Annotated in this window: 17 protein-coding genes; 9 read left to right on the top strand and 8 right to left on the bottom strand. The window is 66.5% G+C overall.

Annotated elements, in window-relative coordinates:
- Window positions 1–11: 11 nt before the first annotated feature.
- From ABIE19_RS03140 to ABIE19_RS03130, 3 genes are all read left to right on the top strand, one after another.
- Entirely contained in the window at window positions 12–383 is a 372-nt protein-coding gene (locus ABIE19_RS03140) for a tetratricopeptide repeat protein (RefSeq protein WP_354087665.1), read from the top strand.
- Window positions 384–447: 64 nt separating this feature from the next.
- A complete protein-coding gene (locus tag ABIE19_RS03135; RefSeq protein WP_354087664.1) occupies window positions 448–906 on the top strand; it encodes a hypothetical protein in 459 nt (152 codons plus the stop codon).
- Window positions 907–1,027: 121 nt separating this feature from the next.
- Window positions 1,028–1,513 (top strand): tetratricopeptide repeat protein, encoded by a 486-nt coding sequence (locus tag ABIE19_RS03130; RefSeq protein ID WP_354087663.1) that lies wholly within the window; start codon window positions 1,028–1,030, stop codon window positions 1,511–1,513.
- Between the two features lie 1,246 nt (window positions 1,514–2,759).
- On the opposite strand, the gene ABIE19_RS03125 is transcribed toward ABIE19_RS03130, so the two are convergent.
- On the bottom strand, window positions 2,760–3,281 hold the full coding sequence (locus ABIE19_RS03125; RefSeq protein ID WP_354087662.1) for a hypothetical protein: 522 nt from the start codon (window positions 3,279–3,281) through the stop codon (window positions 2,760–2,762).
- Window positions 3,282–3,343: 62 nt separating this feature from the next.
- On the opposite strand from ABIE19_RS03125, the gene ABIE19_RS03120 reads away from it, so the two are divergent.
- Both ABIE19_RS03120 and rnhB read left to right on the top strand, forming a co-directional pair.
- Entirely contained in the window at window positions 3,344–4,207 is an 864-nt protein-coding gene (locus ABIE19_RS03120; protein WP_354087661.1) for an aspartyl protease family protein, read from the top strand.
- Between the two features lie 267 nt (window positions 4,208–4,474).
- Window positions 4,475–5,122 carry a ribonuclease HII gene (rnhB, locus tag ABIE19_RS03115; protein WP_435521125.1) on the top strand — a complete coding sequence of 216 codons (648 nt, stop codon included), beginning with the start codon at window positions 4,475–4,477 and terminating at the stop codon, window positions 5,120–5,122.
- Between the two features lie 15 nt (window positions 5,123–5,137).
- Here rnhB and ABIE19_RS03110 read toward each other — a convergent pair whose 3' ends face one another.
- The 7 genes from ABIE19_RS03110 to ABIE19_RS03080 all read right to left on the bottom strand — a co-directional run bounded on the left by ABIE19_RS03110 (window position 5,138) and on the right by ABIE19_RS03080 (window position 12,471).
- Entirely contained in the window at window positions 5,138–5,278 is a 141-nt protein-coding gene (locus ABIE19_RS03110; protein ID WP_354087660.1) for a hypothetical protein, read from the bottom strand.
- A 47-nt stretch (window positions 5,279–5,325) separates the two neighbouring features.
- On the bottom strand, window positions 5,326–6,366 hold the full coding sequence (locus tag ABIE19_RS03105) for a DNA adenine methylase (protein ID WP_354087659.1): 1,041 nt from the start codon (window positions 6,364–6,366) through the stop codon (window positions 5,326–5,328).
- A 9-nt stretch (window positions 6,367–6,375) separates the two neighbouring features.
- Window positions 6,376–7,830 carry a pyruvate kinase gene (gene pyk / locus ABIE19_RS03100; RefSeq protein WP_354087658.1) on the bottom strand — a complete coding sequence of 485 codons (1,455 nt, stop codon included), beginning with the start codon at window positions 7,828–7,830 and terminating at the stop codon, window positions 6,376–6,378.
- A 129-nt stretch (window positions 7,831–7,959) separates the two neighbouring features.
- Window positions 7,960–9,651 carry an alkaline phosphatase family protein gene (locus ABIE19_RS03095; RefSeq protein ID WP_354087657.1) on the bottom strand — a complete coding sequence of 564 codons (1,692 nt, stop codon included), beginning with the start codon at window positions 9,649–9,651 and terminating at the stop codon, window positions 7,960–7,962.
- Window positions 9,652–10,233: 582 nt separating this feature from the next.
- Window positions 10,234–10,833 carry an alpha-ketoglutarate-dependent dioxygenase AlkB gene (locus tag ABIE19_RS03090; RefSeq protein ID WP_354087656.1) on the bottom strand — a complete coding sequence of 200 codons (600 nt, stop codon included), beginning with the start codon at window positions 10,831–10,833 and terminating at the stop codon, window positions 10,234–10,236.
- Window positions 10,830–11,909: a DNA polymerase IV gene (dinB, locus tag ABIE19_RS03085; RefSeq protein WP_354087655.1), complete on the bottom strand. Its 1,080-nt coding sequence runs from the start codon at window positions 11,907–11,909 to the stop codon at window positions 10,830–10,832. The genes ABIE19_RS03090 and dinB overlap by 4 nt, the downstream gene beginning before the upstream one ends.
- 319 nt (window positions 11,910–12,228) lie before the next feature.
- A complete protein-coding gene (locus tag ABIE19_RS03080; RefSeq protein WP_354087654.1) occupies window positions 12,229–12,471 on the bottom strand; it encodes a response regulator transcription factor in 243 nt (80 codons plus the stop codon).
- 477 nt (window positions 12,472–12,948) lie between these two features.
- On the opposite strand from ABIE19_RS03080, the gene ABIE19_RS03075 reads away from it, so the two are divergent.
- The 4 genes from ABIE19_RS03075 (at window position 12,949) to ABIE19_RS03060 (ending at window position 19,853) form a co-directional block, all read left to right on the top strand.
- Complete coding sequence (locus ABIE19_RS03075) at window positions 12,949–13,440, top strand: RNA polymerase sigma factor (protein WP_354087653.1); 492 nt, start codon at window positions 12,949–12,951, stop codon at window positions 13,438–13,440.
- Window positions 13,441–13,445: 5 nt separating this feature from the next.
- On the top strand, window positions 13,446–14,426 hold the full coding sequence (locus ABIE19_RS03070; RefSeq protein ID WP_354087652.1) for a FecR family protein: 981 nt from the start codon (window positions 13,446–13,448) through the stop codon (window positions 14,424–14,426).
- A gap of 142 nt (window positions 14,427–14,568) precedes the next feature.
- Window positions 14,569–17,472, top strand: coding sequence for a TonB-dependent receptor domain-containing protein (locus tag ABIE19_RS03065; protein ID WP_354087651.1), 2,904 nt, complete (start codon window positions 14,569–14,571; stop codon window positions 17,470–17,472).
- Window positions 17,472–19,853 carry a S9 family peptidase gene (locus ABIE19_RS03060; RefSeq protein WP_354087650.1) on the top strand — a complete coding sequence of 794 codons (2,382 nt, stop codon included), beginning with the start codon at window positions 17,472–17,474 and terminating at the stop codon, window positions 19,851–19,853. The genes ABIE19_RS03065 and ABIE19_RS03060 overlap by 1 nt, the downstream gene beginning before the upstream one ends.
- The last annotated feature ends 94 nt before the right edge of the window (window positions 19,854–19,947 follow it).

Genomic DNA, 19,947 nt, shown 5'->3' with positions numbered 1-19,947 from the left:
ATACAGGGGCCTTGATCCGATTGGCCTATATCCATGACGAGGGCATAGGCGTCCCCATCGACAAGCCGCAGGCGATGCGCCTGTATCAAAGGGCGTGGCGGCGCAGCAGGGACGCCTCCGCAGCCAACAATATCGCCATTCTCTACAAGGAGAAGGGCCGCCTCCGGCCGATGTTCCTCTGGTTTCAGAGGGCGGCGGAAACCGGAGACGGCGGCGGAAACCTCGATATGGCGAAATGTTATCTCGCCAGAACAGGCGTTCGGAAGAACCTGCAATCGGCCTTGCGCCACCTCGCAGTCGCGGCGGGATCGGACGACATTTCCGAATACGAACGGGAGCAGGCCCAGGCCTTGCTGAAGACGCTAGCGCCGAGACTGGCTTGAAGGGGCGACGAACTTCGGTTCGCGACTCGTTGCGGACATTCTGGAGAAGCCGCATAACGCCGTCATGAATCTAGACGCCATCCTGTCGACTCTGTCCGGCCAGCAGGTCTCGGCGAAGACGATCCCGGGCAACACCCTCGAAGTCTGGCTGGGCGCGCCCCCGCAATCGGACCACGCCCTCGTGCTCGCCGTCCATCCCCCATGGAGACTGGTTCAGATCGACGGAGTGGTCGCGACCAGCGCTGAAATTCCGTGGGACAGAGAGGTCGGAGAGAGCGACGCGGATTATCGAACGCGAAACGACGTCGCGCGCGGCGCCTCGGACATTCTCATCGGCCGAACCGTAACAAGCGCCTATTACGACAGCGCCACGGATGATCTGACGATCCGCTTCAACGATGATCTGACCTTGCAGTCCTTCACCGTCTGGCGGGACGAACCGCCGTGGACCTTGCGCCTCTACGCCGAAAATCGACGCGTGGGGCCCAATCTGGACGAGGCCATTGAGCCTCCGCCCGGCTGACGTTTCCTGAACCCGCCCAAATGCGCCTCTCCTGCCCCACCTGCAGGGAAGGAGTTTGGGGCTCGTCTAGTCAAGGCTGCGGGCGATTGGCCGACGCCTGGTCTTGTGGCACGAAGCGACGGTGATCGAGACCGAAGCCCTGTTCCGAATTGCGGACGCCGCCGAGAACGCCGGCGATCATGACCTGGCGCGCCGGTCGTTCGAACGCTGCGCGGCGCTCGGAGATACGGGAGCGTTGGTGCGACTGGCCTATATCCATGACGAGGGCATAGGCGTTCCCGTCGACAAGTCGCTTGCGATGCGCCTGTATCAAAGGGCGTGGCGGCGCGACAAGGACGCCGCCGCGGCAAACAACATCGCCATTCTCTACAGGGACAAGGGCCGCTTCCGAGCGATGTTTCGCTGGTTTCGGAGAACAGCGGAAGCGGGAGACGGCGGCGGACACCTCGACATGGCGAAGTGCTATCTCGACGGATCGGGCGTTCGGAAAAACCTGCAATTGGCCTTGCGCCACCTCGCCGTCGCGGCGGGATCGGATGACATTACCGAATACGAACGCGAGCAAGCCCAGGCCTTGCTCAAGACGCTAGCGCCGAGATCTGTTTGAAACGTCGCGCCCTAGGATTTCCCCCTAAAGCGCAGCAGATGCCGACACGAAGACCCTGTCGGGGCGTCGGTCGAGATAGACGACGACCGGGCGCTTCTCGTATCGAGCGCAGCCAAGACCTCCCGCGAAGACGTGTAAATCGTCTTGGAACCAGCCCACGCTGACCCTGGGGCGTCTCGTCGGAAAGACGGCGCGGACCAGGTAGGCCGCGACGCCCGGCGGCGCACCTCCCGTTGATCGCTCCGCAAACCGCTGCACCTGTTCGGGGGAGAGCGAAACCGCGTCTTCATGCGCCAACAATGCGACAGCAGAAGGAATGTCGTTTGACACCGGCTGCACCAGCGAGGCGTCAAGCTCCGTAAAGCCTGTCCCATCTGTCGCGGGCGCTTGTTTGAGCCACTCGTTCGTCGTTGGAAGCGTGCAGGCGGATTGGCTCCGGCTCGGTGTCGCCCCGGCGCAGGCCGCCAGTACGAAAACGCCAAGACTGAAAAAGTCCGTGCCATGGCCGCCTCCCAATCAGCGGAAACCGTATCGCTGAAGGTGTCCGTTTCCTACCCTCGGATGACGTTTCTTAAGCCCGCCAAATGCACCGCCTCTTCTTCGTAGGCGGGCCGGAGCTTCCAGTCTTGGCGGGACAGACGGTGCGAAGAGCGTGGGCGTTGCGGCCGTGGTCCCCTCCCCCGCAGGCGGGGAAGAGTTTGAAGGGGCGCCGAACTTCGGTTTAGGCCCCATAGCCGAGGCCAAGGATACTGCTAAGCTGCCCATATGGAATTCTCGCTTCATGCTGTCCTTTGGCTCGGATGGGCGTTCGCCTGCGCATTAGGCGTGCGGTTGGCCTTTACACGCCTGTTTCGGGCTCCGCTGGGTCGCATGGCTCAGCCGGCTTCCTACGGGATGTGGTTTATTCTGCCCCTAACCGGGTGGGCGATCCTGATCCTAAGCGGCTATGTGCAAGAGATGGGGCCCAGCGGCCTTCGGCGCGCGTGGGGCTACTGGCTATCCTTCTATTCGCCTTTGGGCTTGCCGACGATTTTCGGTGCTCCAGCGGTTCTGATCCTTGATCTGGCGAGCGCAGTGCTGGCCCGGAGACGATCGCGACATGCTGCGTGAGATTGGAGAATCGCCTTTTAGGGGAACCTCGCTTCACAGCCCTTGGCAGTGACATCGCAGGGCGCCCCGCCCGCACCGCCTCCTCCCCTCCCCAGCAAACGAGGGAGGCGTTTGAGCCCTGCTCCCCGTCGAGACCTCAGTCCTCGGCCAAGCGTAGGTTCAGCCAGTCGAGCCGGGCCTGTTGCAGCAGGACGGCCAGTTCGATCCGTTCGCGCTCCACCGCGTCCAGGTCCGTCAGGCGGGCCTTCAACCCTTCGATCTCATCCCCGATGCGGCGATGCAGGGCGTCGAAGGCGGCGCGGCGCGTCTGAGCCGGCAGGGCGCTCCACATGCCGGCGCGCAGGCGGAAGGGGTCCAGGCCGACGCTCGCGGCCCGGGCGGGATCGCAGATCCAGTCGTTCAGGCGCGTCTCCCCCTCCAGCGTCAGGCTCAGCAGGCTGGTCTTGCGTCCCGAGTCCGTCTTTTCCGACCGGATCGACCCCGACGCGGTCAGCTTGGCGATGGCGGGATAGACGGCGCCCGCGCTGCCGCTCCACTCCAGCGACGGCGAGACCTGAAAGGCCTTGCGCACCTGGAATGCGGTCGATCGGCCCCGGTGGTGGACCTCCGACAGGATCGCGCCTTCCAGTTCTGTGAGGGAGTCTTGCCGATTGTTCATTTGACCTCGCCCGCCTTAATAGTCCTAATAGTACTATTAGTCATCTTTTCCAGGACGCCCCCATGCCCCGCTCTCGCCGCCGCGCCGTCGCCGCCTTGTCTTTCGCCCTGGCCTGCGGCGTCGCCCCCTTCGCCGCGGCCCAGGCGCCCGTCGCACCGACCATTCCGACCTTCCCCCTGTTCAGCACCCATAACCGCAGCATCGTGGTCGCCCGCTTCGGCGACGCCGTCCCCGTGCCCCTGGTCTTCGACACCGGGACCAACGGCAATATCGTCGACATCGCCTACGCCGAACAGATCGGCCTGCCCGAGGTCGGCCCGTCCAAGTCGGTGGACGGGGCCACGGGCCGGCCCATTCCCGGCTTCACCACCCGGATCACCGGCCTGAAGATCGCCGGAGTGGCGATCGAGGACGGCCCGGCCACCGTCATAGACTACAAGGCGCGGGATTCGGTGGGGATTATCGGCCCGAACAGCTTTCCCGGCCGCCTGACGGAGATCGACTTCGCCCACGGCCGAATCCGCATCCTGCCCGACACCGCGGAGAACCGGCCGTCGACGCCCCCGGTTCCTCACCTGGACGACCTGCCGGCCGTGATGGTGGCGCTGCCCGGCGTCGAGATTCCGGCCCTGGTGGATACCGGAAACGACTCGCCGCTCACCCTGCCGCTGTCGATGGCCGAGCGCCTGCCGCTGAAGGCGCCGCCCGTGCGGTTCGGCACCACCTATTCCGCCGGGGGACAGCAGGCCGCCTATCAGGCCCAGGTCCTGGGCGAGGTCCGGATCGGCTCCGTCGTCCTCCAGTCCCCGATGGTCGTCTTCAACGAGGGCGGGCACCCCAATGTCGGCATGCCCGTGCTGAAGCAGATGCGCGTCCTGGTCGACCACACCGGCCAAGGGACATGGCTGGAACCGCTGGAGGACTGAGGCCGGTAGGGGCGGCTTGCGCCGCCTCCTCTCCCCCCCCCTGCGCAGCGGGGGAGGGGGACCGCGCGAAGCGGGGTGGAGGGGGCGAAAGATCGGGCTGCGGTTTCCGGGTTTGGGCGGGACAGGCGGTGCGAAGAGGGTAGGCGTTGCGGCCGTGGTCGCCCCCTCCAGCACCTGCGGTAATCCCCCTCCCCCGCAGGCGGGGGAGGAGTTTGGAGGCGCGGCGCTTCTCTTCCCCCGCGTCGGGGTTCGTGGCACTGACGCGTGATGAAGCCGTCCAAAGCCGTCCCCAGGACCGACCGTTCCTTCCCCACCCTGATGCTGGAGCTGGAGGCGGGCGCGGCGTGGAACGGCCTGATCTGCGGGGTGGACGAGGCGGGGCGCGGGCCGTGGGCCGGGCCGGTGTCGGCGGCGGCGGTGATCCTGAATTCCGACGACCTGCCGGCGGGGATCGACGACTCCAAGGCCCTGACCGAGAAGCGCCGCGCCGTGCTGGAGGTCGAGATCAAGGCCCGCGCCCTGGCCTGGGGCGTCGGCTTCGCCTCGGTCGAGGAGATCGACGAACTGAACATCCTGCACGCCACCGGCCTGGCCATGCGGCGGGCGGTCGAGGCCCTGGCCCATCCGCCGGTCCACGCCCTGGTGGACGGCAACTACCGCTTCAAGCTGCAGTGCGGCGTGACCCCGGTGGTCAAGGGCGACAGCCGATCCCTGTCCATCGCGGCGGCCTCCATCCTGGCCAAGACGGCGCGGGACCGGCTGATGATCGAACTGGACGCCGTCTATCCGGCCTACGGCTTCGCCCGGCACAAGGGGTATAACGCCCCGATCCATCAGCAGGCCCTGAACGACCACGGTCCCTGCCCCGCCCACCGGCGCAGCTGGGCGCCGATCAAGGCCCTGTTGAACGTCTAGAGCGCTCGACCGGGCCTAGGACGTCGCCAGGGCGCCGCCGACCAGCAGGCCGATGACCACCACCACGGCCGCGACGGCCAGACCGATGGCCCAGGCGGGCAGGCCTTCGGAAGCGCGTCGGCGCGGATGATCGGAACGGGAGACAGGCGCGGGCATGTCAGGCTAATCCCTCCGCCGCCGGATCGTTCCGGCCGGAGACGTGATCAGGCTGCGACGGGCAGACTGAGCGGTTTTTCCGTCACGACGAACAGCAGCTCCAGATTGCGCAGCCGCCCGACGGCGCCGACCTTCTCGCCCTTCAGGTTGTGGATGCCGATGCGGGCGCCGACGTAGCGGGGGCGCGGGATCTCGACCACCTGGACATGGCCGCGCGCCGACAGCATGGCCGTCAGGTCGTCGCGGGACAGATAGCCCTCGTCGTTGAAGCTGACGATCAGATTGGGCGCCTTCAGCCGTTCGACCACGGACTGCAGGGCCGGGCCGATGCCGGGGCGGCTGTTGAACGGGCTCTTGCGGGTCTTCACGTCCACCCGCTTGTTGGCCACGCCGTAGGTCTCGGGCTTGTCCCACAGGACCAGGCTTTCCCAGCAGTGGTAGTTGGCCAGGTAGGAGTGCTGGTTATAGGGCGGGTCCAGGTAGACGAGGTCGGCCTCGACCTGATCCGCGACCTCGACCGCGTCGCCCTGGGTCGCGCGGCAGGGGCCGGCCGCCACCCCGGGCAGCAGGTCGGGCAGGCGCAGCGCCAGCGGCTTCAAGGCGCGCGGCGCCCACTGCTTCATATAGGCCATCTGCAGGCCCGCCGTGGAATCCACCCGGTCCGCCGCCTCCATCAGGGCGACCAGGACCACGGCCCTCAGCTCGGGCTCCAGAGCCATGGCCTCGATCCGCTCGCGCATGGCGTCGATGCGGGCGCCGTTGTCGGGATGGAAGAAGCGGGCCTTCTCGCAGAAGGCCTGAGTGAACCAGCCGGCCTGGGGCGTCACGCCGCGCAGTTCGGCCAGGACGGCTTCGGCCTTTTCGGCCCAGCGCTCGCGGTCGGCCTGGACATAGGCCGTAGCCAGCATGTGGGCGTAGGCGTTGTGATCGTTCGACCAGACGCGAAAGCCCTGCTTCTTCAGCGCATGCCCGACGCGGGCCGAGCCGGAGAAGAGGTCGCAGACCGTCCCGCCGTCCGGCAAGGCCGCCCGCACCGCGCCCGTCACATGGCCCAGAAGCGCGCGCTTTGAGCCGATGTATTTGATCATGCCGCCCCGTCAGGTCTTCCGGGCGCGCTTCGCCCGGGTCGGAAGATGGGCCGGAGCATGGGCCAGACGCAACAGATTCGCGGCGCCCGGCGCCCCGAAAGGCGTTCCGGCCAGGATCAGGATGCGCTGTCCGGCCTCCGCCAGGTCATAGGCCATGGCCGCCTCGACCGCGTCGTCGGTCAGGCCTTCCAGCGAGGACGGCTGCTCGCCCAGGCGCGGCTCCAGCCCCCAGACCAGGGCCAGACGCCGCGCCGTCTCCGGCTTGGGCGTCAGGGCCAGGACCGGCTGCAGCGGCCGTTCGCGCGACATGCGCCGCGCCGTGCCGCCCAGGGTGGTGAAGACCACCATGCAGGCGGTCGAGGCCGCCTCCGCCGCCTTGCGCGCCGCCGCCACCAGGGCGTCGACGTCCTCTATGTCCATGCCCGCGTGCTCGGCGTCCATCAGGCCGGGCCACAGGGGATCGCGCTCCACCCGCTCCATGATCCGGCTCATGATGGTCACGGCCTCCAGCGGATAGGCGCCGGAGGCGGTCTCGGCCGACAGCATCAGGGCGTCCGCCCCTTCATAGACGGCGTTGGCGACGTCGGAGGCCTCGGCCCGCGTCGGGGCGGGAGCGCTGGTCATGGATTCCAGCATCTGGGTGGCGACGATGGCGGGGACGCCGCGCTGGCGGGCGGCGCGCAGGATCTTCTTCTGGGCCACAGGCACTTCTTCGGGATCCATCTCGACCCCCAGGTCGCCGCGCGCGACCATGACGCCGTCGCAGTAGTCCAGGATGCTCTCCAGGTCGTTCAGGGCCTGGGGCTTCTCGATCTTGGCCAGGCAGGCGGCCCGGCCGTCCACGATGCGCTTCAGCTCGGCCATGTCCTCGGCCTTCTGCACGAAGCTGAGGGCCACCCAGTCGACGCCGAGACGCAGGGCGAAGGCCAGGTCCTCGCGGTCCTTGTCGGTCAGGGCCGAGACGGGGATGACGGCCTCGGGCACGGCCACGCCCTTGCGGTCCGACAGTTTGGAGCCGCTCTCGACGGTGACGTCGGCCCATTCGTCGGTGCGTTCGCCGACCCGCAGGCGGATGCGCCCGTCGTCGATCAGCAGCAGCATGCCGGTGCGCAGGGCCTTGAAGATTTCCGGATGCGGCATCTGCACCCGCGTCTCGTCGCCCAGGGCCGGGTTCAGGTCGAAGCGCATCCGATGGCCGGGGCTGATGGCGATCTCAACGTCCGCGAACCGGCCCAGGCGCAGCTTGGGCCCCTGAAGGTCGGCCAGGACGCCGAGCGGCCGCTTCAGCGCCATCTCCGCCCCGCGCACGGCCTTCAGCGCCGCCGCATGGTCCTCGTGCGAGCCGTGGCTGAAGTTCAGGCGGAACACGTCCACCCCGGCCTGGGCCAGCGCCTTGACCACGCCGGGGGCGCGGCTGGCGGGTCCAAGGGTCGCGACGATGCGCGTGCGGCGGGCTCTCTTCATTGCATTTCCTCGGCGGCTCTGACGGCCATGGCCTCGCTCCGGAGGCTTTCAGACCCTTGTGCCAATGAAAAGCCGGGGGCGTAAGGCCGCGCCCCCGGCTCGAAACACGAGTTTATGCCCGCCCGTGGATCAGGGCGCCGCGCAACGGCCGGTCGCGAACTGCGGCAGGTCCATGCAGCGGCCGTCCACCGCGTCCGTCGGCTTGACCCCGATCAGGTGGGCCAGGGTCGGGGCGATGTCGATGGTGCGCATCGGCAGGAAACGCTCCTGTCCCTCGGCGCCCGGCCACCAGAAGATGATCGGCACGCGGCGGTCGTAGTCCCAGGGCGAACCGTGGCTGGAGATGGCTGCGCCGATCCGGCCCGATCCGGTCAGGCCCGGCTGATAGGCGCGCAGGATGTCCGGCGAGCGTTCGGCCACCGCCGACAGGCGCAGGCGCTGACGCACGCTCAGCTCCTCGGGATTGTCCGAGGCGGGAACCGGCTCGGCCAGCAGTTCGTCGCGCGACACGGCCAGGGCGACCTGGGGTTCGGCGTTCAGCAGCTCGACGGCGGCGGCCAGAACCTGGCCGCGCAGCGGCTCGGCCAGCGACTTCTTGTCCCCGTCGACCACGACCAGGCCGCCCGCCGAGGAGACCAGGGGATTGGCGCCCAGGTTGAAGCGCGCCTTCAGCGCGTCGTTGACCCGGGGCAGCAGGGCGCGATCCACGCGGCCGGCCGCGGGATAGCCCTCGAGCGAGGACCGCTCGGGGAAGTCGGAGCCGCCGTGGTCGGCGGTCAGGACCACCACCGCCCCGCCCGGAAGGGCCGACAGCTTGTCGAGGAAGACGCCCAGGGCCGCGTCGAGACGCAGCATCTGCTCGCACATCTCGGGGCCTTGCGTGCCGTAGCCGTGGCCGATGCGGTCCGTGGCCGACAGGCTGACGCCCAGCATGTCGGTGACGCCGCGACGGCCCAGTTGTTGATTGTCCAGCAGCTCGGCGGCGCCTTCCAGGGTCAGTTCGTCCAGCAGGGGCGAACCCTCGATGGTGTCCTCGGCCGGCGGCAGGGTCGAGTTGAAGGTCTGGCCGCCGATGACCCACTGGCCCTCAAGGCGGCGGCAGGCGTCGTGCTGATAGGTCCAGACGGGCGCCTGACGCGAGAAGCGGTCGATCATCCGCGCGTTCAGCGCCGCCACGGGCGCCAGGCGGGCCTGGGCCGACTGGCCCGGCTCGACATAGGTGGTGAAGCCGAAGCCGTCCGTCAGCCAGAAGGCGCCGTCGGCCTTATGACCCGCCAGATTGATGGCCCCGCGGTCCTTGCCCGAGATGCCGAAGACGCGGCTCTGCGGGCTGACGGCCTTCAGCCAGTCGCCGAGGGTCGTGGCCTTCAACTGATCCGGGCCCACCGGGCCGTTGTCGGTGTTCTTGCCGTGGGCCAGGGTGTTCTGCGGCGCGGCCAGGCAGTAGGTTTCCTGCCCCGTCGTGGTGTCGATCCAGTCGTTGGCGGGAATGCCGCTGTGCGCCGGATGCATGCCGGTCAGGACGGTGGAGTGGCCGGCGCAGGTCACGGTGACGCCGTGGGTCTGATAGCCGTTGATCGAGACCATGCCCTGATCGGCCAGGGTCTTCAGACCGCCGGTGAACTGGCCGCGATACTGGTTGAACAGGTTGGCGCTGAACTGGTCGATCACCAGGGTCACGATCAGCGACGGGGCCGCGCGGCCCGCCGGAGCCTCCGCAGCCGACGTCGCCTGCTCCGGCGTCTGGGCCAGGACCGGGGAAACCGCGCCCGCGGCGAGAGCGAACGCCAGGACGGAGGCGGCGAGACGACGATGGTTCATGGATACACCGGACACTCTGAAGATACAGGACCGGGTGCTACCCCCCGGCCATGACGAGACCAAGACAGTTCGCCCGGTCCGTCGGTTGAAATGGTGCGAGCGGCGGGGGTCGAACCCGCAAGACCGAAGTCGGCAGATTTTAAGTCACACACGCCAGCATCAAGTTCTTGATAAACAAACGAAAAATAGCACATACTCGTGGACTGCGTAAGCGCTTGTGTAAGGAACTCAAATAGACCCCCACCCCATGCACCACATGGCGACCTGGTAGCAACCCGTCGCTACCAGCGCATAGTGGAGTTACTGGACCGTTTTGCTGAAACGCGCGACCAGTTCCCCCTTCGCGTCAAGGCGTTCCTTTGTCTAGCGGCGAAAGCTACAGCGATGAAGTTCGTTAAGCGCCCGCGTTGAAAATTGGCGTCGGCGTGAAAAGCCGACGTCTCGTCTGCATGCTGAGAGACGTTCGTGCCAAGCATTCCACTTGGCCAACTTCTCGCCTCTTGTTGCCAGAATTGACTGGATTCAGGCGTGTCCGGATCGCGGTCATCCCACCTTGGCCATTAAACTGGAGCAGCATGGCTATTACGGAATTGCTGAGGCGCATCCTTTGGCCAAGGTTCGGAAGGTAATCGAGTAACGCAGCGCCGTCATCGGCAAGATCGAGTGCTCCCAGACATCCCTTGCCTCCCCGGAAAGCCGGTAGACGGACCCCGGCTCCAGCGGCGCGCCGGATCGACGCCACCCTGCCCCGTCGCGCCGGCGCAATCGCATGGTGCAGGGCGCCAGGAGCGACACGCCCACGATCTCTCCATATACGAGCCGGTCGCGATGCCAGCCGATCCCGGCGCCGGGCGCATATTCATTGACCAGCGCCTGGACGAACGCCTCTTCGCGCAGGTCCAGTCCGGTCGCCAGGCGCTTCAGCAGCGCTCGCAGGAAATCAGGCCAGGGATCGGCGGTTTCGAGCCGCTGTCGATCCACGTCGTAGCGCCGGCCGAAAGGCGCGATCCGCCGAAACCCCTGATAGCCCATATGCTCGTAGGGCTTGAAAGCGAGATGCTGGAGGCGTCCCACGAGGTCGGCCTGCTCGGCCTCGGATAGGACATCGGACCAATAACCGAAGCCTGACGCGGCGGCCGGCGCAGGCCTGTGCCCGAACAGATCGGCCTGAGCCCCCATCATGACAGCGCCAGTTCGACGGGCGCCGCGCCGACACTCCCCTTTTCCAGGTTCGATATCGTCACCCCGACCAGGCGTATGCCTTTAGCTGGCGGATAGAGCGACCGGATCAGCAAACGAGCGATCTCCCGCAGCCGCGCCTTCGAGGCGACGGGCTCGGCGAAGGACCGGCTCCGGGTCGACTGCCGGAAGTCCGCCCATTTCACCTTCACCTTCACCGTGCGCCCAAGGACGCCCGTCTTCTCGCACCAGGCCCAGACATCGTCCGACATCTCCTCGACGCCGGCTTCGATGGCGGCGGGTTCGACCAGGTCGCTGGCGAAGGTGGTTTCGGAGCCGCTCGACTTGCGTTCGCGGTCGGGATTGACCGGCCGCTCGTCCTCTCCCCTCGCGATCCCGTAGTACCAGGCGCCAGACTTGCCGAAGTGATGCTGGAGAAAGGCCAGCGATTGACGCTTCAGGTCCGCGCCGGTCTCAATCCCCAGTCGGTTCATCTTCTCGGCCGTGACAGGACCGACGCCGTGGAAGCGCTTGACCGGCAAATCCTCGACAAAGGCTTCACCACGTCCAGGCGACACCACGAACTGGCCGTTGGGCTTGCGCTGATCGGACGCCAACTTGGCGAGGAACTTGTTGTAGGAGATCCCTGCGGAAGCCGTCAGGCCGGTCTCCTCCAGAATCCGCGCACGGATTTCGTCCGCCGTCGCGGTGGCCGTCGATAGTCCCCGAATGTTGGCCGTGACGTCGAGATAGGCCTCGTCCAGCGAGAGCGGCTCGATCAGGGTCGTGTAGTCGGCGAAGATGGCGTGGATCTGCGCCGAGACGGCGCGATAGACCTCAAAGCGCGGCGGCGTGAAGATCAGCTCCGGGCACTTCCTCAGAGCGGTGCTCGACGGCATGGCCGACCGCACGCCGAACCGTCGAGCCTCATAGCTCGCGGCGGCGACCACGCCCCGAGACGCGGCATGGCCTACGGCGACCGGCCGCCCAAACAGGCTGGGATCATCCCTCTGCTCCACCGATGCGAAGAAGGCGTCCATGTCCACGTGGATGATCTTGCGAAGCGGCGCATCTCCCATAATCCTCACCTAACAGAAAAGGAACAAAAAGAGAACTTCTTTCCAGTGTGAGGAGGCGCGCCGGACCTCGCCGTCATCGCCGAAGCCCTGCAGCCTCCCAAAGGTCCAGCAGCGCCGACATTCAACGGCGTACGTCTACGGGTTCAACGCTGCTTACGGGTGAGGCTGGCGCACTAGAAAGACTATCGGTTAGGATGACCCTGGCGGGTTCCGGAACGGATATGTCCTTGTCTAGAGCCAGGGGACGCTGAGGCGTCGGCGGCGACAAGGATCGAAACCCCGGGCTTCCGTAAAGAAGTTCCTGACCCGCCCCCTCCCCCTAGTCGATCTCTATCAGCCCCCGCCTCACCCCAACCGCGACGGCCTCGATGCGCGTGCGAACCCCCAGCTTTGAGGCCGCCTTCTCAAGGTAGCTGTCGACCGTGCGAGCGGATAATCCCAGGATGGAGCCGATATCTGTGGAACTTTTGCCTTGGCTGACCCAGCAAAGGCATTCCAACTCACGCGGGCTCAATTCAAGTTTGGCGTCCCGTCCGCCAAGGCTGTTCGGGTTGGCGTCCATTCCCCCTCCACGAGCTTCCACCTTCGTCCTACACGTCGGCAGGGCTGATTCTCTACGCCTTAGAGTTGCGGTCAGACCGCAACTTCCGTGCGGATCGAGGCGACCTGTCGCTGGTTGAACTCGGATCGACGTCCGCCTAGGACTGACGCGTCGGGCGCCGCGAAACAGGCGCGGAGCTTGAGCCGGGGGCCTCTTAAGGGCAAGGCGGCGCTCCGTTGGCAACTAGCGGGTCTCGTTCCGCGAGGATTCCAACGCCCGACCCCTCGCCTTGCGTCCATATTCTGTTTGATTCATGCTGGCACGTCGACCTCAGCGTCGGCAGGGGCTTGGAATCCCCTTTACGGACTTAATTTCAGAAACGCGGAAACCGCGAAACTGTCGTCATATGCGGCACAGGGCGATGACCTTGCGCGCGGATGATTGCGGCTGACTCAGCATACGGGATTCCCGGCCCGCCCCTGGAGGCGGGAGATCGACGTGAGTGACGTCAACGAACTGAAGGCGGATGCGCTGGAGGGACTAAACGCCCTCTACCGCCAGTATGCCCGCTGGCTCGACGGCCGGCTGCGGACGCATGTGGATCCAGAACAGGCCGCCGATGTGGTGCAGGAGACCTATCTGCGCGCCGCCCCCTATTCTGCGGGTCGGATCCGGCATCCCCGAGCCTTCCTGTTGCGGATCGCCATGAACGTGGTTCGCGACGAAAGCCGTCGTCGAAAAAGAAGAGGTCCGTCCGAACAGATAGCCGAGAGTCTCGATCCAGGCGAAGCGGCCGGTCAGGCCGAGGCCCTGATGATGAAGCAGATCGTGCTGACCATGCCCCCGCTCTATCGTGACGTTTTCATCCTCAGCCGTTTTGCCGGTATGAGCTATCCTGAGATCGCCGCCGCTCGTGGGCTAAGCGTAAAGGCGGTCGAGTGGCGCATGTCGAAGGCGTTGCAGCACTGCGTCGAGCAGTTGGACGGGTAGGCGGAATGGCGGTCGATAACGACGGAGGGGGTCGGCGGCGAGAAGCTGCGGCCTGGTTTGCTCGACTTGGCCAGCAACGAGTGTCCACGACGGACATTCAGGACTTCTTCGCCTGGCGCAGCGACCCCGCGAACGCCCGCGCTTATGAACGTGTGGACAAGGCTTGGAATGCAAGCCGGGCGCTGGGCGACGATCCCGACATCGCCGTCCTTACGGCTGAGGCCCTTGGACAGGCGCGCCCTTCAGTTCGGGCCCGCCATATGGTGTCGAGACTTTGGAGACCGCTCGCAGCGGGCGCCGCGGCGCTCGCCGCGCTGGCTCTGGTTGGGATCTGGACGATCAGCCGCCCCCAGAGCTACGCCACCGCCGTGGGCGAGCAACACACACTTCGCTTGGCGGACGGATCGAGGGTCATTCTCAACACCGACAGCCGCGTGGAGGTTCGTCTGCGCGCCGACCGCAGATCCGTGACCCTGGTTTCGGGTCAAGCTTTCTTCGACGTCGAAGGGGATCCCGCCAGGCCCTTCGTCGTCACCGCCGGCGACACCGTCGTCACCGCCGTCGGCACGCGGTTCGACGTCCGGAGACTAGGCCAAGGCGCGCGGGTCACTCTGATCGAAGGGAGAGTCGACGTAGGGAGGTTCGATAGGCCAAAACGGAGTTGGTCTCTGACGCCGGGCCAGCAATTGGTCACCGCCCAGCGTCGTCCCGAGGTCCGCACCGTCGATATCTCGCGAGAAATCAGCTGGACCAGCGGACGCCTCATCTTCGCCGCGACGCCTATCCGTGAGGCCGTCGCCGAAATCAGTCGCTACAGCGACGACAGGATCGAATTGAAGGACTCTGAGATCGCGCACGTCCCGGTCAGCGGCGCCTTTGACGCAGGCGACACGGATGCATTCATCGCGGCCCTGTCGGACCTGTACGGGGTGACGGCCGTCAGACGCGACGACGGCGCCATAATTCTCGAGGCGCCGAAGAGGTGACGAAATAATCTGTCGGCGGACTTAGGGGGTCCGCGCCTCTCCAACGTCTCTGCACGTCCCGCACCATGCGGGGAAGCAATCGGGGACGATCATGCGTATTGGTTTGGGGACGACTGCACTTTCAACGGCGCTCATCGCATGCGTGGCGCCTGCCTGGGGCCAGAGCGCCGAGACTGTGCGACGCTATGATGCTCCCGCCGGTTCCCTCGCTCGAAGTCTAACCGCCTTCATTGAACAGAGTCGTCTCCAGATCCTCTATCCGACGGCTCTGGTGGAAGGCCGCACCTCGCCAGGCTTGCAAGGCGAATACGGCGCCGAAGCCGGTCTAGCCGTCCTTCTGAGCGACACAGGGCTCCGCTTCCGCCGCACCCGGCCAAACGTCTACGTCCTCTTCGATCCGGCGGCGCGCGCGGAACTGGCGGACGGCCAACTGACCGTGGTGGACGACGTCGTCGTCACCGGAAGCCTGCTCCGCGGCGTCGGCGACGGTCCGTCGCCCGTGGTCAGCATCAATCGAGACCAGATGGATCGGGAAGGCCGCGCCACGGTGTCCCAGCTCCTCGCCGCCTTGCCGCAGAACTTCGGCGGGACCGCCAATGAGGCGGCGGTGAACAACGGCGCCGACCGGTCCGGGACCAACTCGACCTACGCCAACGGCGTCAACCTGCGTGGACTGGGCAGCGACGCCACCCTGGTGCTGATCAATGGACGGCGTCTCGCAGGGACGGGCGCTAAGGGCGATTTCGCAGACGTCTCCACGCTGCCCACTTCAGCGATCAAGCGGATCGACATCCTCCTCGACGGCGCCTCAGCCCTCTATGGCGCCGACGCCGTGGGCGGCGTCGTCAACATCGTCCTGCACGACGACTTCGACGGGGCGGAAACCCGGGTGCGGGCCGGCGACACAGGCGACGGCGCCAGCGGCGAGTATCAATTCGGCCAGACCTTCGGCCGGCGCTGGGCCACCGGCAACGCCATGCTCACCTATGAATACTACGATCGCGAAGCCCTCGCCGGATATGAAAGGCGGCTCGCCAGCGACGCCGACCTGAGATGGCGCGGCGGGACCGACCGTCGCCAGTTCTACAGCAACCCGGGAAACATCGTCGTCTTCGATCCCGCGAGCGGCGGCTATTTGCCAGCCTACGCCATTCCGCAGGGCCAGTCCGGCGTAGGCCTTCAGCCTGGCGACTTTTTGCCAAGCCAGGTCAATCTCGAGAACCACCGGCAAGGCGTCAACGTCCTGCCGCGGCAAACGCGTCACAGCGCCTACGCCCTGATGCGCCAGGCCTTCGGCGACCGTCTCGAGATTTCCGCCGACGCCCGCTACGGCAAGCGCGACTATGAGACCATCTCCTTCCCCATCAGCACCCTCCTGACGGTGACCAACGCCAACCCCTGGTTCGCCTCGCCGACGGGGGCCCGCTCGCACACGATCGCCTATTCCTTCCAGGACGAGATTCCCGCGCCGCGGATCAACGGCGAGGTCGAGAGCCTCGGCGCAAGCATCGGCGGATCCCTGGACCTGTTCGCCGACTGGCGCATGGACGCCTACCTAGCCTATTCCTCGGAGGAGAGCCGCAGCGCCGTCGACGGGGCCCTGCAGTCCACCTATTTGCGCGAGGCGCTCGGCGCTGTCCCCGACAATCCCGCCACCGCGTTCAGCGCGCCGCGAGACGGCTACCTCAACCCCTTCGGCGACGGCGCAGTCAATCCGTCCGCCGCCCTCGACTTCATCAGTTCCGGCTACACCCGCACCCATAGCCGGACGGAGGTGGGCTCAGCCAATCTCCAGGTCAGCGGCTCCCTTCTGGAGATGCCCGGCGGCCCGCTTCGTCTCGCGGCGGGGCTTTCGTTCCGCAACGAGACGTTTAAGCGCCAGGCGACGGGCTTCACCAGCGGCTTGGCGCCGAATGTCGGCACAGCGATCGAAACCGACCGTCAGGTCTCGGCGGCCTTCGGCGAAGTCCGCATCCCCATCTTCGGCGCCGACAACCGACGCCCAGGTTTCGAACGCCTAGAGCTCTCGTTGGCCGCGCGGTTCGAGGACTATGGCGACGTGGGTCAGACGACCAGCCCCAAGATCGGCCTGGTCTGGAATCCCGTGGACGCGCTCCGTTTCAAAGCGAACTACGGCCGATCATTCCGGGCTCCGGCGCTACGCGAAGTCAATGACGCGCCGAGCGCCAGTCCTTCCATCCTCCCGCGCGGCTCGCAACAAATTCTCTCGATGATCCTCTATGGCGGCAATCCGGATCTGCGCCCCGAGGAGGCGGACACGTGGACCATAGGCTTCGAGGTTCGCCCGGACGCTCTTCCCGGCCTTCGCATGGGGGTGAACGGCTTCCGGACCGACTTCGAGAACCGGATCGGCCAGCCCGCCCTGGAGAGCATTCTCACAGCCCTGAGCGATCCCGCCCTGACGCCCTTTGTCAGAACCCTGAACCCGGCGAACAGCGAGGACCTGGCCGCCATTCAGGCCATCCTCGACCTGCCCACGACCGGCCTGCGCGACCAGTTTCCAGCCTCGTCCTACGGGGCCATCGTCGACGCCCGCTACGTCAACACGGCCCGGGTTCAAGTTCAGGGCGCTGACTTCAACGCAGGCTACAATTTCTCGCAGGGCGAAAACGACTTCGATCTCGGTCTCAACTTCACCTGGCTCGAGCGGTTCGACGCCCAGCCGACGCCGACCTCGCCGACGGCCTCCCAGATGGATCGGCCCAACTTTCCGGTCGGCCTGCGGGGCCGGGGCTCGGGATCCTGGTCGCGCGGCGCCTGGTCTGTCTCGCCGTCCGTCAACTTCGTCAACGCCTACCGGGACCTGGCAGGCAAGCGGATCGGCTCCTGGACGACCGCCGACCTGACGGTTCGCTTCGCCCCGGAAGAAGGCCTTCTCGCAGGGACGGGCCTCACCCTTTCGATACAGAATCTGTTTGATCGAGACCCGCCCTTCTACGATGCGCCTGAAGGCGTGGGCTATGACGCCGCCAACGCAAATGTGCTCGGGCGCTTTGTTTCTCTGCAACTGACGAGGGCCTGGTGATGCAGCGTCCTCTTCTTGCTCTTGTCCTGGCGACATCCGCCGCCTTGCCGGCTTCTGCCCAGACACAGCGCCCCTTCTCGATCGACGACCTGCTCCGTCACGAGGACATCGGGACGACACGGATCAGCCCGGACGGCGCCTGGGTCGCGATCGAGCACCAGCGTCCTTATGACCAGGCAGGATCCTATAACCTGTCCGTCATGACCAACGCCCTGCTCACCGACCTAGAGCTGTATCGCGTCGATCAGGATGAGGCGTCGATCCGCCTCGCTGCGCCCAGTCATGAGGCCGGCCATTTGACGGGCCCCTTCTCGCCTGACGGCGCCCGCATGGCGGTCTTCCGTGTGACGGCCGACGACCTGCAGCTGGGCGTCCTCACCCTGGCGACCGGTGAGACAGCCTGGCTTCCTTTCACGCCGGAGCTGTCCCAGTTCGGGCAGACCGTCGCCTGGCGCTCGCCGACCGAACTGGTCTTCGTCGCCCGACCGCGTCACGATCCGCCCGTCGCCATGCGGGTCGGCTTCAAGGTTCAGAAACGTTTGGAGCGGCTATGGCGGACGGCCGCGAGCGGCCATGGCGCCAGCGCCGTCTACATCCCGAGCGGACAAGCCCGGCAATCGCGGACCCGGGCCGAGCCCTCCACCCTGGTCGTGCTGGACGTCCTCGCCGGAACGACCCGACTGCTGGCTCGCGGGGAGTGGTTCGACCTCAGGCTCTCGCCTGACGGCAGCCAGGCCGCCCTTCTCGAAGACGCTGAAGACCTTCAACCCAGACCCGATCGTCCGGTTCGGGTAGGCGATCCCTATCGGCGCCGGCGCCTCAGCCTCGTGGCGCTTGACACTGGCGCGATCAGCAACCCCCTGCCCGAGCAAGACTTGGCCATGTACCTCATGACCTGGTCGCCCGCCTCCAGCGCTCTGATCGTTTTCGGCCGCCCGCTTGGGGGCGACTTCGACGAGGGCGGCCGTTTCTGGACAGTCTCCGCCAACGGACGCGCCAAGCCGCTCGAACTCGGCCGACTGACGCCCTGGGTGCAGCGCACCTGGGACGGCGTCGCCGTTCCCCTGGCGAGTTGGGACGCCGACCAGCCTGTCATCCAGGCCCGAGCCGCCGACGGGTCCCGGGTCTGGGCGCGCCCTCGTTCGACCTCATCGCTCCTTGTGCCCGTTAAGGAGGCCTCGGAGCGGATTGTCGAGTTCAACGGTCGCGCCGCCATCCAGCGCGCCGACGGCGTCTATGGTTTTGCGCCGGACGGTCCCTTGCTGGCGCGCGGACAGCTTCGAGACCAGGGACAAACTGCCGACCTGGGCAATCCCGTATGGTGGAATCCCTCTCCTCGGGAAATGGGAGCCCGCACCCTGATCGATCAAGCCTGCCTGTCGCGGCTCGCCCGACCGGTCCCCGCCTGTCTGACGCCGATGGAACAGGACGAAACCATCCTCGCGGCCAGTCCGAACGCCGACTTCCTTGTCACGCGCCACACAAAGCAGGGCGCAAGCGAAATCCGACTGAGGACGACCGAGGGCGTCAAACCGCTCATCGAGCTCAACAAGGACTGGCCTGACATCGACTGGGGACGCGTCGTGCCGGTGCCCCACCCGGGGCCCAACGGCGAACCTCTGACGAGCTGGCTTCTCCTGCCCCCCGGATCGGCCCCAGACGCCCGCCCGCCCGTCGTGGTCGAAGTCTACCCCGGGGCTACCCCTCGCGCCGCCCCCTCGGCCCTCCTCCCCGGCGGATCCCGGTTGCAGAACAACCCAGCCGTGATCGCGGCGGCGGGCTACGCCTTTCTCATCGTCAGCCTTCCACTTGCACCGGGCGAGACTCGGCCGGCCGCAGGAATTGCGGACCGCATACTGGTTGCGGTCGACGCCGCGGGCGATCTCGGGCTCGTCGACCCGCAAAGGATCGCCCTCATCGGTCACAGCTTCGGCGGCTACGGCGTTCTCAGCGCCGTGGTCCAAAGCGACCGCTTCCGGGCGGTCATCGCTTCGAACGGATATCCCGATCTGAGCCTATCCATGCAGTTGCCCCCCTTTTTCCGCGTCGCTCCCGAGGAAGGCGTGCCCATCGGTCAGATGGTTGGATGGGGTGAAACCGGGCAGGCCTCTATCGGCGATTTCGCCGAAAGGCCGCAGGCCTACGTCGAAGCCAGCCCTCTCTACCAGGCCGAAGCTATTCGCACCCCGGCTCTACTGATCGAGTCCGACCTGGACACCCAGCGCATGAGCACTCTGTTCAGCGCCCTCTACCGTCGCAATCGGGAAGCGGGACTCGTGACCTATTTCGGCGAGGGCCACACCTACGCCAGCCCCGGCAACCTGAGAGATCTGCATGCCCGCATTCTCGACTGGCTTATGCGATACCTCGGTCCGCCCTAGGAGGAGGCCGTGACAAGCAGCGCATTAATCCATCCGCAAGTCCGGCCTTGAATGGAATCGCAACCGCCCAACGGGTGGTGTTCCGCCACGGCCG

Source organism: Brevundimonas faecalis, from assembly GCF_040549405.1.
Taxonomy (GTDB): Bacteria; Pseudomonadota; Alphaproteobacteria; order Caulobacterales; family Caulobacteraceae; genus Brevundimonas; species Brevundimonas faecalis.
Note: the sequence above shows the minus strand (reverse complement) of the source record. Positions and strands in the feature narration are given on the sequence as shown.

What these genes read in the sequence shown, in the direction of transcription:
- ABIE19_RS03135 (WP_354087664.1), top strand. Translation starts at nt 448, where the DNA reads ATGAATCTAGACGCCATCCTGTCGACTCTGTCCGGCCAGCAGGTCTCG.
- ABIE19_RS03125 (WP_354087662.1), bottom strand. Translation starts at nt 3,281, where the DNA reads ATGAACAATCGGCAAGACTCCCTCACAGAACTGGAAGGCGCGATCCTG.
- ABIE19_RS03120 (WP_354087661.1), top strand. Translation starts at nt 3,344, where the DNA reads ATGCCCCGCTCTCGCCGCCGCGCCGTCGCCGCCTTGTCTTTCGCCCTG.
- rnhB (WP_435521125.1), top strand. Translation starts at nt 4,475, where the DNA reads ATGAAGCCGTCCAAAGCCGTCCCCAGGACCGACCGTTCCTTCCCCACC.
- ABIE19_RS03110 (WP_354087660.1), bottom strand. Translation starts at nt 5,278, where the DNA reads ATGCCCGCGCCTGTCTCCCGTTCCGATCATCCGCGCCGACGCGCTTCC.
- ABIE19_RS03105 (WP_354087659.1), bottom strand. Translation starts at nt 6,366, where the DNA reads ATGATCAAATACATCGGCTCAAAGCGCGCGCTTCTGGGCCATGTGACG.
- pyk (WP_354087658.1), bottom strand. Translation starts at nt 7,830, where the DNA reads ATGAAGAGAGCCCGCCGCACGCGCATCGTCGCGACCCTTGGACCCGCC.
- ABIE19_RS03095 (WP_354087657.1), bottom strand. Translation starts at nt 9,651, where the DNA reads ATGAACCATCGTCGTCTCGCCGCCTCCGTCCTGGCGTTCGCTCTCGCC.
- ABIE19_RS03090 (WP_354087656.1), bottom strand. Translation starts at nt 10,833, where the DNA reads ATGATGGGGGCTCAGGCCGATCTGTTCGGGCACAGGCCTGCGCCGGCC.
- dinB (WP_354087655.1), bottom strand. Translation starts at nt 11,909, where the DNA reads ATGGGAGATGCGCCGCTTCGCAAGATCATCCACGTGGACATGGACGCC.
- ABIE19_RS03080 (WP_354087654.1), bottom strand. Translation starts at nt 12,471, where the DNA reads ATGGACGCCAACCCGAACAGCCTTGGCGGACGGGACGCCAAACTTGAA.
- ABIE19_RS03070 (WP_354087652.1), top strand. Translation starts at nt 13,446, where the DNA reads ATGGCGGTCGATAACGACGGAGGGGGTCGGCGGCGAGAAGCTGCGGCC.
- ABIE19_RS03060 (WP_354087650.1), top strand. Translation starts at nt 17,472, where the DNA reads ATGCAGCGTCCTCTTCTTGCTCTTGTCCTGGCGACATCCGCCGCCTTG.